General features: G+C 46.9%; 14 protein-coding genes and 1 tRNA gene. 7 read left to right on the top strand and 8 right to left on the bottom strand.

The features are described from left to right. Nucleotides 1–78: 78 nt before the first annotated feature. Nucleotides 79–1,347, top strand: a complete 1,269-nt coding sequence (locus PVA46_RS02000) for an MFS transporter (RefSeq protein ID WP_167695100.1) — start codon at nt 79–81, stop codon at nt 1,345–1,347. Here PVA46_RS02000 and PVA46_RS01995 read toward each other — a convergent pair. Then, nucleotides 1,344–1,907 carry an endonuclease III domain-containing protein gene (locus tag PVA46_RS01995; protein ID WP_167695099.1) on the bottom strand — a complete coding sequence of 188 codons (564 nt, stop codon included), beginning with the start codon at nt 1,905–1,907 and terminating at the stop codon, nt 1,344–1,346. The genes PVA46_RS02000 and PVA46_RS01995 overlap by 4 nt on opposite strands. 81 nt (nt 1,908–1,988) lie before the next feature. Further along, nucleotides 1,989–2,891, bottom strand: a complete 903-nt coding sequence (locus PVA46_RS01990; RefSeq protein WP_274360307.1) for a hypothetical protein — start codon at nt 2,889–2,891, stop codon at nt 1,989–1,991. Nucleotides 2,892–3,061: 170 nt separating this feature from the next. On the opposite strand from PVA46_RS01990, the gene PVA46_RS01985 reads away from it, so the two are divergent. The 3 genes from PVA46_RS01985 to PVA46_RS01975 all read left to right on the top strand — a co-directional run bounded on the left by PVA46_RS01985 (nt 3,062) and on the right by PVA46_RS01975 (nt 5,358). Then, nucleotides 3,062–4,321: a phosphoglycerate kinase gene (locus tag PVA46_RS01985; protein ID WP_167695097.1), complete on the top strand. Its 1,260-nt coding sequence runs from the start codon at nt 3,062–3,064 to the stop codon at nt 4,319–4,321. A gap of 116 nt (nt 4,322–4,437) precedes the next feature. Continuing rightward, nucleotides 4,438–4,511, top strand: a tRNA-Arg gene (locus PVA46_RS01980). Between the two features lie 64 nt (nt 4,512–4,575). Then, nucleotides 4,576–5,358, top strand: coding sequence for a hypothetical protein (locus tag PVA46_RS01975; protein ID WP_167695096.1), 783 nt, complete (start codon nt 4,576–4,578; stop codon nt 5,356–5,358). 62 nt (nt 5,359–5,420) lie between these two features. On the opposite strand, the gene PVA46_RS01970 is transcribed toward PVA46_RS01975, so the two are convergent. From PVA46_RS01970 to ald, 3 genes are all read right to left on the bottom strand, one after another. Then, nucleotides 5,421–6,623, bottom strand: a complete 1,203-nt coding sequence (locus PVA46_RS01970) for a cation:dicarboxylate symporter family transporter (protein WP_167695095.1) — start codon at nt 6,621–6,623, stop codon at nt 5,421–5,423. A gap of 121 nt (nt 6,624–6,744) precedes the next feature. Beyond that, the gene (locus PVA46_RS01965) at nt 6,745–7,941 is read right to left on the bottom strand and encodes a cation:dicarboxylate symporter family transporter (RefSeq protein WP_212603835.1); all 1,197 of its coding nucleotides are present in this window, start codon (nt 7,939–7,941) and stop codon (nt 6,745–6,747) included. Between the two features lie 79 nt (nt 7,942–8,020). Beyond that, on the bottom strand, nt 8,021–9,133 hold the full coding sequence (gene ald / locus PVA46_RS01960) for an alanine dehydrogenase (RefSeq protein ID WP_246226692.1): 1,113 nt from the start codon (nt 9,131–9,133) through the stop codon (nt 8,021–8,023). 186 nt (nt 9,134–9,319) lie between these two features. Here ald and PVA46_RS01955 point away from each other — a divergent pair, with 186 nt between their 5' ends. The 3 genes from PVA46_RS01955 to PVA46_RS01945 all read left to right on the top strand — a co-directional run bounded on the left by PVA46_RS01955 (nt 9,320) and on the right by PVA46_RS01945 (nt 13,233). Beyond that, nucleotides 9,320–10,594, top strand: a complete 1,275-nt coding sequence (locus PVA46_RS01955) for an MFS transporter (RefSeq protein ID WP_338032670.1) — start codon at nt 9,320–9,322, stop codon at nt 10,592–10,594. A 48-nt stretch (nt 10,595–10,642) separates the two neighbouring features. After that, the gene (gene kynU, locus PVA46_RS01950; protein ID WP_167695093.1) at nt 10,643–11,923 is read left to right on the top strand and encodes a kynureninase; all 1,281 of its coding nucleotides are present in this window, start codon (nt 10,643–10,645) and stop codon (nt 11,921–11,923) included. A gap of 116 nt (nt 11,924–12,039) precedes the next feature. After that, nucleotides 12,040–13,233, top strand: coding sequence for a pyridoxal phosphate-dependent aminotransferase (locus PVA46_RS01945; protein WP_167695092.1), 1,194 nt, complete (start codon nt 12,040–12,042; stop codon nt 13,231–13,233). Here PVA46_RS01945 and PVA46_RS01940 read toward each other — a convergent pair whose 3' ends face one another. The 3 genes from PVA46_RS01940 to argS all read right to left on the bottom strand — a co-directional run bounded on the left by PVA46_RS01940 (nt 13,234) and on the right by argS (nt 17,562). Beyond that, nucleotides 13,234–14,685, bottom strand: coding sequence for a PEGA domain-containing protein (locus PVA46_RS01940; protein ID WP_167695091.1), 1,452 nt, complete (start codon nt 14,683–14,685; stop codon nt 13,234–13,236). Nucleotide 14,686: 1 nt separating this feature from the next. Further along, a protein-coding gene (gene prfB / locus PVA46_RS01935) for a peptide chain release factor 2 (protein ID WP_246226690.1) occupies nt 14,687–15,791 on the bottom strand; the annotation gives its coding sequence in 2 pieces (ribosomal slippage) (nt 14,687–15,718 and nt 15,720–15,791; 1,104 coding nt in all). 1 nt (nt 15,792) lies between these two features. Next, nucleotides 15,793–17,562 (bottom strand): arginine--tRNA ligase, encoded by a 1,770-nt coding sequence (gene argS / locus PVA46_RS01930; RefSeq protein ID WP_167695089.1) that lies wholly within the window; start codon nt 17,560–17,562, stop codon nt 15,793–15,795. Between the last annotated feature and the right edge of the window lie 7 nt (nt 17,563–17,569).

Genomic DNA, 17,569 nt, shown 5'->3' with positions numbered 1-17,569 from the left:
TCGGCAGGGTAAATCTCACCATTAAGAAAATCGCATGCCAAGCTTGATTTTTCTCCTTAGCTATGCTACAATCATCGCATGAATAATGCAAACCCTCACCCACGTTGGCAAATGATTGTCGGGGCGATCCTTTTTGCCGAGATGCTGACCATCGCTGCCTTTACCGTTACCGTACCGATTCTCCCGTTAATTTTAGCCGACTTCTTTGCCCTCGAAGGAGAACAACTCACACGCTGGACAGGCTATTTAAGCGCAGGGCCTTCATTTGCTATGATGATTTTAATGCCAGTTTGGGGCATTTTGGCCGACAAATTTGGTAAACGCTTGATGCTGGCTCGCGCGTTAGCCACGGGCATTCTGATTGTCGGCTTAATGAGCTTTGTGCAGAGTCCGCTCCAACTGCTCATTTTGCAGACGTTGCAAGGTGGCTTTACTGGCTCTATCGCCGCCGCTACGGTATTGATTCTCTTTTATACACCCAAAGGTAAGATCGTCTCCTCGCTTGCGCTTCTGCAGGTGGCCATTTATGTAGGCAAGAGCATTGGCCCGATGATCGGTGGGGCGGTCTACGATCAATTTGGTGGACGCCTCAACTTCCCAATCACCGTCGTAATCCTCGCCATCGCCCTAGGCGTGCTCTTGGCATTCGTCCCCAAAGACGCTTCCAAAAGTCAAGCCGCTCTCCACAAAAAAGCAACGCAATCTACACAAAATCGAGCAAAACCTGCACTTCACCCCTTCTTAATCCTTCTTATTGGTATGACATTTTCTATTGCCATTGCCTTCTCCTTGGTCAATTCGCTCTTTGTTATCTACGTAAAAGAGATGATCCACGCCATTCCCACCCTCGCTGATCGTATCGGGAGCATCAACGGCACGATTATGGCTAGCGCTAACTTAGCCGTTGCCGTAGGAGCACTCGCCTTTAGTCGCCTAAGCAAGCATATCAAGATGGAGAAGACGCTCCTTATCGCCGTGGTGGGGGCAGCGCTCTTTTATATTCCGCAAATCTACGCGCCTAATTGGCAATCGTTGCTGGTTATTCGCACCATCGAGAGCTTCTTTGTGGGTGGCGTTACCCCCGCACTCCAATACTTTATTACGCGTTACGCCCATCCAAATCGACAAGGGACAATCTTTGGTATCAACCGCTCCTTTGACGGCTTAGGGCTCACCCTAGGACCGCTCCTTGGCACGCAGTTGCTCGTCTTTAGCCAGAATAACTTCCAACCCGTCTTCTTTACCGGATCGCTCTTACTGCTAAGCCTTGCCGCGCTCTTTAGCCTCGCCGTATACAAGGAACGCAAGAACTCCCCCGAACTGCTCTGCGCCTGCCAAGCTACCTAGCCAACAGGACAATCACTCCGTACGGGGCAGAGATTGCACTTAGCTTTGGCTCCGCAGTAGTGTTGACCCCAGTAGACCAAAATGGGGTTAATCTTACTCCAATAGCGTTGTGGGATATGCTCCCGCAACAGACGCTCGCTCTCATCGGGGTCGTTACTCTGAATAAAGCCTAGGCGATTAGCAATACGATGCACGTGAATATCGACGCAGATGGCTGGGATGTTAAACCCACGCGACAAGGTCAGATTCGCCGTCTTGAGCCCAACGCCTGTATAGGTTAAGAGCGCCTCCCGATCAGCAGGCGGTTGCTCCATTCCTTTGCTAGCAAGATCTTGTGCAATCGCCCAAATTTGGCTGGCTTTACGCTGATAAAACCCCGCAGGATAGATCGCCTGCGCGATCGCTTCTACCGATAGTTTCGCGATCGCCATCGGAGTACGCCCCAAGGTAAAGAGACGGTCAGCGGAGGGATAAGCCACCTCATCTTTGGTGCGCAACGAGATGATACAGAAGATTAACACCTCAAAGGCCGTTGGATAGATCGGTGTAATTGGGGGCATCAGTGCCTCCATTTTATCTAAAAGCTCGGGCAAAGAAATCGATTTTTCGCGCCTCATCATTCCCCCAATGTAAACATTTGCCTAGTCATTATCCCCATCCGCATAAAAACGACACGGTTCAGGCAGATCGCTCTCCAGTGGTGCCACCGTATGGCGCAGTGTAGAGGGATAAAAGAGCATCGGAGTCTCCTCGCTGACAAACGTCCCTTCAAGCTCCCACTCCACGGTGCGCAGACCAAGAATCGGTTTGAGTAATGTAAGATACCAAAAGAGATGAGGATCCTCTGCGACATTGCTCGAACTATTAAAGATCGTAAAGTCTAATGGGTAGAAGTAGCGCGCTGGGTAGACAAAAAAGATCTCGGGGCGACTCTCCAACAAATAGCCTCGCACCCGATAATTAACCGGACACTTAGGGTAGCTAGCATAGCTAAAAGCCACATTAGCCACCAAACCCATCTCATGCCAATTGCGCGCCAGTTCTGCACGATCGAGCACCTCCGTAGGGCGATGCATGACAACTAAATCAGCGCGTTGCTCCATCAAATCGTAGTGATAGATGCCCAAGACTGGCTCGCGCTCAAACGATCGATACGAAACAAGTGTCCACTGACGATTCACCACATGACTAGTGTATCCACTAAAGAGTATCAACAATAAGATAAGATAGCCACTATAGGGCACAAAGCGTATCAAGAGAAAAACCACCAGTAAGATGGTCACATAATAGAGCCAGAGCGGAGTTGAGCCATAAACAAAATGCGTGCCAACCACCCCTAAGCCAAACCATGCCGACAATCCCGATAAGGAGCCCATCAACAACAACGTACGCCAGTGTCGTCGACGCACCGTGTAGGCATAGATATTCCGCTTGATGCGCGTGGTTGCCCTTGCTAGCACCATCGCCAAGAAGAGCGCCGAGCAAAAGAGCCAAAAGTACGGATTAGCCACCATCAAGTATAAATAAGGCGCATTCGCATTCATTCCTTGATTATAGCCACTCTCACCCTGTAAGATCAAGCCAATTAGGCGAAATTCTCAAAATAATCGCTCTTACAAAAAAAAAGTGCGCTACTATCTTTACAGTGCTTCTTTTTTGAGTATAATAAAAGAAGAAGAAATTCAAGATTTTGTCGAAGAACAAGGAGAAGAGCATGGAGCTACGAACCATCCGTGAAGCCGATTTGGCTGGTAAAAAAGTGGTAATGCGTGTTGATTTCAACGTGCCAATGAAAGAGGGTAAAGTCCAAGACGACACCCGCATTAAGGCAGCATTGGAATCTATTAACTACATTCTAGCCCAAAAACCCCGCTATTTGGTCTTAATGAGCCACTTGGGTGATCCCAAAAAAGATTTCAAAAAAGCCCAAGAAAAGGCGGAAAAAGAGGGCAAATCTCTCGACCAAGAGACCTTCTTTGCGGCCAAAAATCGTATGAAAAACGTTGCAGAGTACCTTGCTAATCTCATCGGTAAGCCCGTAGCCTTTAGCGCACAGACCACCGGTACTCAAGCCCAAGCCGTCTGCGATAGCGCCCCTGAATCGGGCATCATTATGCTAGAGAACACCCGCTTTGATAGTCGCGAAACCAGCAAAGAGGCCAGCGAACGCGAAGCCATGGCCAAAGAGCTCGCAAGCCTTGGCGAAGTCTATGTAAACGATGCCTTTGGTACCGCACACCGCGCCCACGCCAGCACCGAGACGCTTGCGCACTTCTTACCAGCTTACGCGGGATTCCTCATGGAAAAAGAGGTTGCCTACCTCGATCCGATCGTAAGCAATCCCCAAAAACCGATGGTTGCTATCGTAGGTGGGGCAAAGGTATCTAGCAAAATCGCCGTATTGGAGAGCCTCCTCAAGAACGCACACACCCTTATTATTGGTGGTGGTATGGCCTTCACCTTCCTCAAAGCGCAGGGACATACCGTGGGTAAGAGCCTCGTAGAAGATGACTTTATCGACACCGCCAAGAGCCTCTTAGCCAAAGCCAAAGAGATGAATGTGCAAATTCTTCTGCCCGTCGATCACCTTGCCTCTGCCGAATTTGCTGATGTGGAGCCTACTTATGTTGACGCTATCGACCTGCCAGAGAACCTGATGGGTCTTGATGCGGGTAAAAAGAGTGTCGAGCTCTATGCCAAGGCGCTAGAAAATGCCAAGACGGTGGTCTGGAATGGTCCACTTGGTGTCTTTGAGTTTAAGCACTTTGAATTTGGTACCCACGAAATCGCTAAAGTTGTCGCTAGCCTCAAGGCTAAAGGTGGTATCACCGTTGTTGGTGGCGGCGACTCGGTGGCGGCGGTCAATAAGTTTGGTCTCGCAGAGAAGATGTCCCACGTCTCTACCGGCGGTGGCGCTAGCCTTGAGTATCTCGAAGGCAAAGCTCTACCTGGTATCGTCGCACTGAAAAAGTAGCAAACCTTATTACAAAGGGATAGCATCTGTTAGATCTCTTATAGATGCTCTCTCTTTGTAAACGAACGAAACTTGATCTTTTTGCAAGAACGTGATACACTCACTTATGGTTATCTGCTCCGATAGCTTAACTGGATAAAGCCACCGCCTCCTAAGCGGTAGAGTGGAGGTTCGAATCCTCTTCGGGGCATGTTTGCATGTTGCTTTATACGTAAAAATTCGTTATTTTTGATATCAAAAGGAGTTATATCGTTGTGCGAAAAATTATCCCTATGTTGATCCTGCCCTTCCTTCTCCCCCTTCAAACGCAGGCATTACAAATGAATTACACCGTGGGTGCGCGCGTAGGCGTGGGCTTAGGCACCTCTAGCACCACAAAATTCTTTCCTGTTGTCCCTACTGATCTCTATCCGATCCTTCAAGGTTTGCTCACCAATACGGTGCGAGTACAAGGGGCATCTTACAATCACGTAGCAACATCCTTAGGCATTTACGGCGACATCGGCTTTAATCATTGGTTTGCCCTCACCCCCGAATTTTTCGTCTCCTTTGGTAACCGTACCCGCGTGGTTGATCACACCGCAAGTATGATTACCCTAGCCCCCGGAATAGAAATTCCGGAGCTATCCCTCTTAGGACTTTGGGATCAACACCTGCGCTTTACCGACTTTCAGTTTGATCTCTTAGCAAAATTTCGCTATGGTTGGATGTATATCGCGATTGGGCCTGGCTTTTCGATTGCCACCGCGCCTAAATTTGTCGACGATAAATCCCTTAACGACGTCTACAGCCGAAAAATGAAAGTCGACTTCATTAGCGCCTTTGATATCGGACTCAATGTTCCTCTCGACAAAAATAAGCAACACTTTGTAACCTTCAATGCTCGTGCCAACTTTAACATCAGTGGAATGATTGGTCTCTTTCAGGATAGCAAAGCTTGGGATGAGGGGAACTTCGACCAAATCGATCCCCATATTCGTGGCGTCAACAGCGTGCGTGGTACCTTCTACCTCGGCTATATGTATCGTTTTACCTAAGCGTTTTTAGGCAAAAAATAGCGATAAGAAATAAGAGGCGAGTCTTCCCCGCCTCTTTTGCTCTACTTCGCTTTTTCTTTCTTTTCCATAATCGCTTGCACTTCGAGCGCCAACGCCCCATCGGCGGTTACATTGGTTGCTGTTCCTGTGGGATCGGTAGCAAAATCCATCGCAATGGCTAGAGTGATCAATGCTTCACTAAAACCAAAATTGGTTTGTAAAAAGCCCATCGCTGCCAAAATCGCTCCACCCGGAATTCCTGGTGCGGCCACCATAATAATGCCTAACATAAAGATTAACCCAAAAGTATCTGCCAAGGAGACCTCAATGCCTGCAATCGCTGCCAAAGAGAACGCAATAATGCCAACACTAATCGCATTACCAGGCATGTGAATTGCCGAAAAGAGCGGCGTAGTAAAGTCAGCGATATCTTCATCCACCCCAATCACCGTCATTTGACGGCGCGTTACAGGAATCGAGGCGGCGCTAGATCGTGTGCCCAGCGCAGTAACATACGCAGGAAACATTTCCCAAAGCAATTTAAATGGATTGCGCTTAGTCATCACTCCAGCCAAACCAAAGTGCACAAAAAGTGTCAAAATTTGGAAGCTAACCACAAACAAAAAAACCACCAGCATCATACTCATCACGTGCTTAGCCTCACCACTATAACTCATGTTCATAAAGACACCTGTGATATGTAAAGGCAAAAGCGGTAAAATCGCGCGATCAATTAGCTTCTCAATAATCCCTTGAAAAATATGCGCTCCTTCATAAAGCGCGTTCTCCTTGCTCGACAAGCCGGTTAAGCCCAAGCCCAAGACAAACGCAAGCACCAGCGCCGTAAGCACATCCATCACCGGCGGTAAAGGGATACTAAAGTAGCCGGTAAGTAAGAAGTCATTAGGGTTGTCCATCATCTGTTGAAAGCCACCCCCTTCCAAACCCATATAAGGAAGCAACAAGCGAAAAGAAAAGATCGCCAAGCCCACAAAAAATGCCGTACTCACATAGGCAAGCCCCACCGATAATCCTAGCATTCGCCCTGCGCCCTTGCCCAAATCGGCAATACCCATCGTAACAAAAGAGAGAATCAATAGCGGGACAACAAAGCTTAAAAAGGTGCTAAATAATCCATTAAACGTCGCAAAGACGCGCACTGGCCATACCACCTGAAATCGCCCCAACAGAGACCCCACCATCAAACCCAAAACAATTCCCAGCACCAACTTCAATAATAAGGGAATTTTTTTCCTTGTAGCCACCTTCCTCCTCCTTTCATACGCCAAACGCATCAGCGTGTGAGTCATCGTTTAATTTTCACTTAGAGATAACACATAGATCTATCACATTGAAAAGATGGAAATACCTACAATATTAAGCGATTTATTCTTTCATTTTACCAGCTATCGCGTCGATCTCCAAGGATAATGCACCATCTGCCGTAACATTACAGGCCGTACCAAAGGAGTCTTGCGCTAAATGCATCGCAATGGTAAGCGCTAATAGTGTCTCGCCAAACCCCATAATCGAGATCAAAATCGCCGAAGCTGCCATCACCGCCCCCCCAGGAACCCCAGGGGCTGCTACCATCGCAATCCCTAGCATCAACACAAAGTTAATCGCCACGCTATAATCAAAAGGAGCACCACTCATATACATTAAAGAGAAAGCAATCGTACTAATCGTAATCGCGCTACCTGGCATGTGGATGGTTGCAAAGAGAGGGGCGGTAAAGTTAGCAATATCCTCGCGCACCCCCGCTTGCTTCATCTGTTGCTTGCTCACTGGAATACTCGCCGCACTAGACTGCGTACCTAGCGCCGTTACATATGCCGGAAACATCGTCAAAAAGAGTTTTAACGGACTCTTCTTTTGTACAATAGAGGCAACTACAAAGTGGATCACGAGCGTAATCGCATGGTAACTCAAGATAATCCCAAAGACCACCATCATCATCCGCATCACCTCAAAAGCCTTGCCCCCATAGCTCATATTAGCAAAGACTCCGGCAATATGAATCGGTAACAAGGGAATAAGGATCGCTGCGATCAACTTCTCAATGATCTTCTGAAAGGCAAGCAAGCCTTGAAAGAGAGGCTTGCCCATATCGCCAATTTTGGTGAGACCGACCCCCAAAACAAATGCTAAAAGCAGTGCCGTCATCACATCTAATGCGGGAGGCATCGGAATACTAAAGAGACCGCTCACCAAGAAATTTTTTGGATTATCAATAAGATCGCTAAAGACCGCATTCGGCGTTAAGAGCGCAGGAAAGACGATGAGCTGGGAAGCAAACATCGCCAATAAGGTAAAGACAATCGTACTTACATACGCCATACCCACCGATAAACCCAACAACTTTCCCGCGCCACCTCCTAAATCGGCAATCCCCACCGAGACAAAGGAGAGGATCAATAACGGGACAACAAAGCTTAAGAAGCTACCAAATAAGCCATTAAATGTTGCAAGTAGCTGAATTGGCAAGAGGAATCCCATCGCCTTCGTGCTTAATCCTATCGCAATACCCAGCACAATCCCTAATATCAACTTTACCAACAACGGCATCTTTTTCTTACCCACTATCTCCTCCTTTCTCTCGAATCTTTTGGTTATTATAGCATAAATATATCAAAAGATCTATAAAAATCCATAATTAATCCTAAAATAATGAAGAAATCTCGGTGTAGGTCATGCCTAAGGCATCGGCAACCGCCTTATAGGTGAGTTTCCCCTTGTGCGTATTAAGCCCTAAGAGTAACGCAGGATTCTCCTTGCAGGCGAGAACTCCATGATTTGCCAGTGCCAAGAGATAGGCCGAGGTTGCATTGGTCAGCGCAAAGGTGGAGGTACGAGGCGTGGCTCCTGGCATGTTGGCCACCGAATAGTGTAAGACGCCGTGCTTTTCGTAAACAGGATTATCATGGCTGGTGATACGATCAATGCTCTCCACCGATCCACCTTGATCGATTGCCACGTCAATGACAATCGATCCCTTACTCATCGAGGCAACCATGTACTCTTTGACAATCTTAGGCGCTTTGGTACCAGGAATCAAAATCGTCGAGATCAAGACATCGGCACTCTTTACCACCTCGGCAAGATTATACTCATTGGAGTAGAGCGTTTGGATATCGTGATAGGTGTCGTCAATGTAGCGTAAACGTGTAAGATTGACATCCAAAATCGTTACCCGCGCCCCAAGACCATACGCCATACGTGCTGCGCTCAAGCCCGCTACGCCGGCACCCACAATCACCACATGCGCCCGCGCCGTACCTGGTACGCCAGAGAGAAGAATCCCTTTCCCACCATGATGCTTCTCTAAAAAGGTCGAAGCAACATTCACCGCGCGACGACCCGCTACTTCAGACATCGGCGCGAGTAAAGGAAGCGATCGATCGCTTAGCTGGACAGTCTCATAGGCAACCGCGCTTACCCCCTTCTCCATTAGAGCTTTCGTAAGCGCAGGTTCGGCGGCTAAATGTAGATAGGTGTAGAGCAACATGCCCTCTTTAAAGTAGCCATACTCCGAAGGCTGTGGCTCTTTGACCTTTACCACCATCTGTGCATCCCAAGCAGAAGCGCCATCAGCAACTATCGTTGCGCCACTAGCCACATACTCCTCATCGCTAAAGCCACTACCCTCACCTGCCGAGCTTTGCACGCGTACGCTATGCCCTGCCTGCGTTAACATCAACACATTCGCTGGCGTCAACCCCACGCGATTCTCATGATTTTTAATCTCTTTGGGTAATCCAATAACCATTCTCATCTCTCCTTACTTAACAGGTAACATTTCTATCTAACACATTTCATCATATCACGACTCCTCACTTACTGTCTACTTTTTTCTTTGCGGATTTTTACCCTATCAGGTAGCCACATTAGATATTGAACTGTCGTTGCATAAAAACAGCTTGACAATATAAATTCAGTGATGCTATACTGAAGATATTGAATGATTACTTCGTATTTATTCGGTCGCTCCTTTTACACTATAAACTATTTTTCAAGCGAGGCGTTTATGTATCAACGATGGCTAAAATTTTCGTTCATTTACTTTGGAGCCTTTGTCATCTCTATGAGTCAACTCAAAATTGCGCCCACCCTAGTTCTGGATGCACTCAGTAACTCTTTAGGTGTCGATAAAGGCGATATCCAACTGCTATCCTCTATTTTTTCGATATCAGGAATTTTTCTGGCCATCCCAGGTGGAATGTTGATGGCAAAAATTGGCGCCAAACGTTTAATTGTCTTATTAATGGCCGTGCTCGCGTTAGGCAATCTCTTAGGATATGTTTTCATTAGTAACTATCCACTTCTTCTCCTCTCACGCGCAGTTGAAGGCATCTCGTTTGCCATGTATCTCATGGTGGCGATGGTATATATTCGTCATTGGTTTGCCGACAAAGGCAGTGGCACGGCATTAGGCTTTTTTGGCACATTCTCCGCCCTAGCCCAGTTGATCATCTTTAATATTAGTACGACACTCATTCCGCTAACGGGTTTTCGTAGTATCTGGATCTATCTAACCGTGCTCTCGCTACTAACTATGGTACTCTTTATCTTTGTGTTAGAACCGATTGGGACAGAAAAAAATACCAAGCATAAGCCTGAAAATTTTCTTACGCAGGCGCTAAGTGATAAAAAAATTTGGATCTTAACACTAAGCCATGGGGCGATGACCTTTATTCTCTTCACCATGATCCAAATCGGGCCTTTTATGATGAAAGATCTCTACCTACTGCCCGACCATCTCGCCAATGCTTACGCCAGCACCTTTGGTCTTTCGGGCATTATTTCTGGGGTACTTGCCGGTATCATCATTGAAAAGAGCAAAAAACCTGTCATCATTGGAGCGTTAGGATTCATCTTAATGCTCATAAGCGTCTTGATTGCCGTGCCTCTTTACAGCTGGATAACAGACGCGCATCTCTCCACCAGCATTTATATTGGTTGGTGGTTTACTATCTCTTTTGGGATCTCTTTCTCTTACACTGCGGTGATGATCTTAGCCTCCGCCCTCTCGAAAAAACCAGAAGTTACAGGCTATCATATCTCACTGGTCAATACAATGTATTATTTTATGATTGTCGTTGGATCCCCCCTAACCATCAAAGTGATCCTCTCCACTAGCTGGTCTAGGGGATTTACCTTGCTAGCAGGCGTGGCTATCATCGGACTCATGGGGATGATCATCTACAACGTTATGCAATCCAAAAAGGGACAGTAGGTATGCTCTGGGATATTTATCCCATAAAATAAAAAGGAGAAAAGCACAATGTATCAATTTAAAGACGATGTGTCATTTGCCAAAAACTTAGATCAACAAGATCCCTTAGCCCCATTCCAAAAGCGCTTTTTTAAAGTAGAGAATGAGATCTACATGGACGGGAATTCCCTAGGCATGGCCTCCAAAGATGCCCAAGAGAGCTTACTGACCAGTTTGGAGGATTGGAAAAAGGAAGGCATTAAAATTTGGAACACTAAAGATGGCTTATACTTCAATATATCCCGTCTTATCGCCAAAAAGACCGCCCCTCTGTTAAATGCTGATGCGCAGGAAATCATTGCCACGGGCACCATTACCGCAAACATTCACCAAGTATTGGCCACGTTTTATCACCCAACGAAAGAGCGCTATAAAATTGTCGTCGATGAACTTAACTTTGCCAGCGATATTTATGCCGTGCAAAGTCTCATTGAGTTGAAAAATTTAGATCCAAAAGATGCGCTCATTACCGTGAAAAGTCGCGATAGCCGAACCATCGCAACCCAAGATATCATTGATGCCATGCGCGAGGACGTGGCTATTGTCTGGCTTCCATCAGTTCTCTACCGTAGCGCCCAACTTTTGGATATGCAAACGATTACCGAGACTGCACATCAACGAGGTATTCTCGTCGGCTGGGATTTAGCGCACTCAATGGGAGCTATCCCCCACGACTTCAAAGCTATCGATGCTGATTTTGCCGTCTGGTGCAACTATAAGTACATTAATGGTGGACCAGGTGCCTCAGGTGGTCTCTATATCAATAAAAAACACTTTGGCAAAAAAGCCGGGCTACGGGGCTGGTTTGGCAACAAAGATGCCACCCAGTTCCAACTCAATCACACCTTCGATCAAGATATCGATGCCAACGGCTGGCTAATTGGTACCCCCAACATCTTCTCGCTGACCCCGCTCTTAGGCGCACTGCAGATCTTTGAAGAGGCAGGAATTCATCAGATTCGGCAAAAATCACTCCATATTACCGCCTACCTCATGTATCTTATCGATCATAAACTCAAGCCCTTTGGCTATACCGTAGGTAACCCGCGTGAGGATCAATTTAGAGGCGGACATGTCTCTTTAGAGCATGAAGAAGCCTATCGCATTAGTATCGCCTTACGCGATCTTCACGTGATTCCAGACTTCCGAGAGCCCAATGTTATTCGCCTAGCGCCTATCGCTCTTTATAACACCTATGAAGAGGTCTATCGTGTCGTGGAGATATTACAAACCATCATTGTGGACAAACTCTACGAGCAATACTCCATCAATCGGGGTACGGTCGTTTAGTCCGCCTTTATATTACTTAAGTCTATGGCTTTTTACCGAGTCATAGATGATAATTTTTATCTCAAAATTATAAAAATATATTGAATATCTGTATATTCATACCCAAGGAGATTTCCATGTTAGCAACATCAAAACGATCCAACGCCATCCCCACAAGTGCAGTGCGCCAGTTAGCCGCGTACGAACAAGAGGCCACCAAGAAAGGCGTAAAGGTGCTACATCTCAACATCGGCGCACCCGATTTAGACGTATCAAGTGTCTTCTTTCAACGCATCTGTGCTATCGAGTCGCATCAACTCCAATACGTGCCCTCCGCAGGCGTACCCGAGCTTATTCAAGAGGTGCAGACCTACTATAAAAATATGGGTGCCTCCTTTGAAAAAAATGAAATCTACGTAACCACGGGCGGTAGCGAAGCGCTCCTTTACGCCTTTATCGCCCTCTGTGAGGCAGGCGATCGCCTCCTTGTCCCCGAGCCTCTCTACAGCAACTATATCTCGATCGCCAAAGTTGTCGAGGTAGAGATCGACGGGATTCCCACTACCATCGAAGAGGGCTTTCACCTGCCCAGCAAAGAAGAGATCGTGCGCCACATCCACCCCAAAACCAAGGCCATTCTTCTCTCCAATCCCGCTAACCCCACTGGCGTTACCTATAGCGTGGAAGAGGTAAAACGTATCGCCGAAATCGCCAAAGAGCATCACTTATGGATCATTGCCGACGAGGTTTACCGTGAGTATATCTACGACGGCTTTGCCACCAAGAGCTTCTCGCTCCTACCCGAAGTCGCCCAACAGACGGTTATCATCGACTCGATCTCCAAGCGTTTTAGCGCCTGTGGAGCACGTGTAGGCTTTCTGCTCACCAAGAATCAAGAGCTCGCAGCTATCTTTCTCAAACTCTGTCAATCTCGCCTTAGTGGCACGACCCTCGAGCAGATCGGGGCAGCCGCACTCTATCGTGAAGATATGGATTTTATTCGCCGAAGCATTCCCGAATTTAAAGAACGCCGTGATGTCATGTGCGATCTCCTTGCTAAAGTGCCTGGAGTTACCCTGCGCAAACCCGAGGGCGCTTTTTATCTTATGGTTGGGCTTCCCGTAGAGGATAGCCTAGACTTCTCCAAGTGGTTGCTCACCGAATTTGCCGTCGATCAAACCACCGTCATGCTCACCCCCGGAGCCGGCTTCTACACCACGCCCGATAAAGGGAAAAATGAGGTGCGCATCGCCTATGTCCTTAATATTGAAAGCATCAAGAAAGCTGTCGCCATCATTGAAGCAGGGCTCAAAGCTTACAATCAACGCTAATTAACTAAGCGCACTCTCTTCCAACTCATCGTCAGCCTCGTTTCTTTGGCGATGCGTTGGATCTTGAGAGATCTCCACATAATTGTAAAGCTGATAAATACTTACTCCCAATAATCCGCCCGAAAGCATCCCCGTGCCAATGCCCGCATAACCAAATCCGCGAGACATACGCAAGGCTCGTTGCTGTTCATACTCCCAGCCTAAGGAGTAATAGCGGTTGGCTTTTTGTGCATAATCAAGATAGAGATTATAAAAAACAATAGGCAAAATCAACGAGACAATAAAGCTCCCCGCCCACCAATAAAATTGCTTTTTTTGCGCCAAAATCAACTCTTTTTGTTGATCGATAGGCAGAGAAAAACGCAAAAATATCTCCTCATCCACCTCCCGTACTTCGTAAATCAATGGCGGACGAATCTTCGCACGATCGACAATGCTCACCATTTGCCCCGCACGTGCTTGGATAGTAAGAGGTGCTTGCCCTTGATAAATACCATCCAAATAGACCTCCGCCCCATTAATATTCGTGCGGATAAAACGATCGTCATCGCTACTGACAATCGCCTCAAAAGAGAGCTCGTGGCGGGTATTTTCTTGGAGCGAAAGATACCACTCCTGACGCTGAAATCCCACCGCATGCGCGCGTAATCGCCCGTCATCTACCGCTAAATTCTCTAAATGTCTCTGCTCCACGGCTGGCATCCTCGGCACGCCTGTATCATCTTGCCACTGGAGACGAAAGCTTGACGTACTAGGCGTATCCACCAATTCAATAGCCGACCAACTACGCCCCAACCACAGATGACGCGCTGTATCTAGTGCCTTCCGCAACATTTTAGCACGATCTTCCCAAAGAATTACCCCACGAAAAAGCTCCACCCGCTGATTTTGCATACGATCATACCCATACAAATAGAAGAAAAAAGAGCGATTATCCAGCGCCGAATACTCCGCAAATAACCAAAAATTGATGCCAATTTGCGTATCTTCCAACTCATTGATAAGTACACCATTCTCGCGAATAAGCTCAATAGGTAATTGCTCAGGCACTTTGTAATCGGGGATTTTTTGCGGAATCATCTGAAGCACCTTGCGCTGTGCCTTGATACTACGCTTTTGTTCCTGAATTGCTTTTAGATTAGGATACTTCTGCCCTTGAAGCTCTTTCAGTTGCTCCTCTAAACGGTTAAGTCGCTCCTCTTCAAAAAGAAATTCCTCCAGTCTCGCTTGATAAAGCAACCAAAAGTGCGCAAATTCACTCACCTGATGACGAGAAAGAAGCAATAACTCACTCTCCAATTCACTCCAAAGCTGTTTGAGTTGTGGCGGATCATCACTATGTTGCACCATCGCAATACGGTATGCCGACAAAGTCTGCAACGATCGTTGTGCCGAAAAGAGCGACGAAGCTAGACATAAGAAATAGATAAGAATAAGATAGCGCCTCATCATACTAGTGCGAAGTCCACTGCTCTTCTAGTGCAGCTTCGATAAAGAGATCAATTTTTCCATCCATCACCGCGTGAATTTGCGAGGTTTCCGCCTTAGTACGCACATCTTTGACCAATGTATAAGGCTGAAAGACGTAATTTCGCGTCTGACTACCAAAGCCGATATCGCGTTTCTCCACAGCATTAGCCTCTCGTTCTTGATCGCGCTGAGCTTTATAATGTTGATAGAGGCGACCCTTTAAAATCGAATAGGCGATATCCTTATTACGAAATTGACTGCGCTCATTTTGACAGGCCACCACAATACCCGTTGCCAAGTGCGTAATACGTACCGCCGAAGAGGTTTTATTGACCTTCTGTCCACCCGCGCCCGATGCACGATAGGTATCAATACGCACATCGTCGGGCTTGATCTCTACGACGATGGAATCGTCCAAAACCGGCGTTACGTAAACCGAGGCAAAACTGGTATGACGGCGCGCGGCGGCATCAAAAGGAGAGATCCGCACCATACGGTGAATACCCGTCTCGTATTTCAGCAGACCATAAGCATACTCACCCTTAACCTGAAAAGAGATATCACGATAGCCACCCTCGTCATCTTGCACATCGAGAATCTCCTGCTCAAAGCCCTGACTCTGGACATATCGGCTATACATACGATAAAGCATGCGCACCCAATCACAAGACTCCGTGCCACCTGCCCCCGCGTGAATCGTAATAATTGCATCGAGGGGATCACTCTCTTCATGGAGACGCTCACGTTGCAATAACGTCTTATAACTTGCCTGCATCGCCAGATATTGCGCCACCGCCTCGGCTTCCAACTCCGCATCGTCAAGCTCTTTGACAATCTCTAGCGTCGACCTCAACTCATCAGCATCCTGATAAAGCTTCTCCCAAGGTTGATAGCGCGATGCCAACTTCTTAATCTTCACTAAAGTTGCTTCTGCTTTTTGCCTATCGTTCCAAAAATCAGGATGATGACTCATCAACTCCAACTCCATCACCTCGCGTTTCAAGCCAGTAAAGTCAAAGACGCCTCCGTTTTTCATCGATTGCATCATATAGAGAAGTAAATTGTTGACTCAATTCCACCAACGTCATGCTACATCTGCTCCACAACGGGAATCACTAAAAGCTCTAATCCGCGCTTAAGTACCAAGCGCACCTTGTCGCTCAAAAGCAAACGCATCGCCGCAACATCAAGGTTATCTTCTTTAAAGATAGGTAAATCGGTATAAAATTTATTGTACTGCTTACTCAACTCATAAAGATAGACCGCAATAACCGACGGACTATACTCCAAAGCCGCCTTTTGTGTAATCGCAGGAAAATCCGCCAATATTTTTACCAGACGCCACTCTACATCGTGGTTTAAAAGCGTATAGTTCGGCTGAGAAAAGCGCTCAACCAGAGACCTCGCTTCGGATCGACGTAGCATACCAGCAATACGCGCATAAGTATATTGTAAGTAGGGCCCCGTATTTCCCGTAAAGGAGAGCGACTCCTGCGCATTAAACACCATATCTTTTACTGGATTAATTTGCAACAAAAAGTAATGAAGCGCCCCCAACGCCACATCGAAAGCACGCGCCTTTCCACCATCATCCGCCTTACGCTGTGCATTTTCACTCACCAACAACGCCTGCTCAGTAAGCGTATCAAGAAGATCATCGGCATCTACTACTGTACCCTCACGGCTCTTCATCTTTCCATCAGGCAGATTAACCATGCCATAAGAGAGGTGGTGCAACTGCTTCGCCCAAGGATACCCCATCTTATCTAGGGCGTAAAAAAGAATCTCAAAGTGGCGACGTTGTTCGTGCGCCACGACGTAAATCATCCGATCAAAAGGAAAATCCTCATAACGCGCCACCGCTGTACCTAAATCTTGGGTAATATAAATGCTTGTGCCATCAGCCCTTAAAAAGACTTTTGTCGGTAATTCGTCGCTGTTTTTATCCTCTGGAGTAATTTCACTCACATCAAGACGCAAAGAACCATCCTCCGCCTTAAAAAAGACCCCCTTCTGCGCACCAGCAAGGACAATATCCTTACCAAGCTTGTATGTCTCACTCTCATAATAAATCTTATCAAAGGAAACACCCGTGCGTTCATACGTTTGCGCAATACCCGAAACCGCCCAGTGATTCATCTTCTTCCAGAGCTCTAATACCTGAGCATCGCCCGCCTCCCACGCATGGAGCATCGCCTGAATTTCGTTCTCCACCTCAGGATGTTCCTTCTCCCACTGCGCATACTTTACATAATAATCGCCAACAAAGTGATCACTCTTGGTTTGGGTAGACTCAGGCGTTGCACCCTCACCAAACATCTGATAAGCCAGCATGCTTTTACAGATATGCACCCCGCGATCATTCACAATATTCACCTTAAAGAGCTCCGCGCCCGCATTCTTCAAGATACGGCTCAAACTCTCGCCCAAAACATTATTACGCATATGCCCAAGATGCAAAGGCTTATTCGTATTGGGTCCAGAAAATTCCACAATAATCTTTTCCCCAGACAAACTCTCATTTTGACCAAAACCCTCATGCATCGATGACAAAATTTCACGCGTAAAAGCATCCTTGTGCCAAAAAAAGTTGACATACCCAGAAAGCGCAACGACATGAACACTTGAGTCAACCTTTTTAATCTGCTCAACTACTTGTTTGGCAATTACAGCAGGAGAAAGTCTAAGTTGTTTGGCAAAATCAAACAAAGGAATCGCAACATCGCCAAAGCTCTCATCTTTAGGACGCTCTACAATAAGACGCTCAAGAAGATTATCACCCAATTGCTCAGAACGATAAGAAGTCTCCAACGCCTTGGCGACCAATAATTTTAATTGTTCATGATGAATGAGTTCCATATTCCTT

This window comes from Entomospira culicis (assembly GCF_028748145.1).
Lineage (GTDB): Bacteria > Spirochaetota > Spirochaetia > WRBN01 > WRBN01 > Entomospira > Entomospira culicis.
This window is presented reverse-complemented; position numbering and strand designations above follow the sequence as displayed.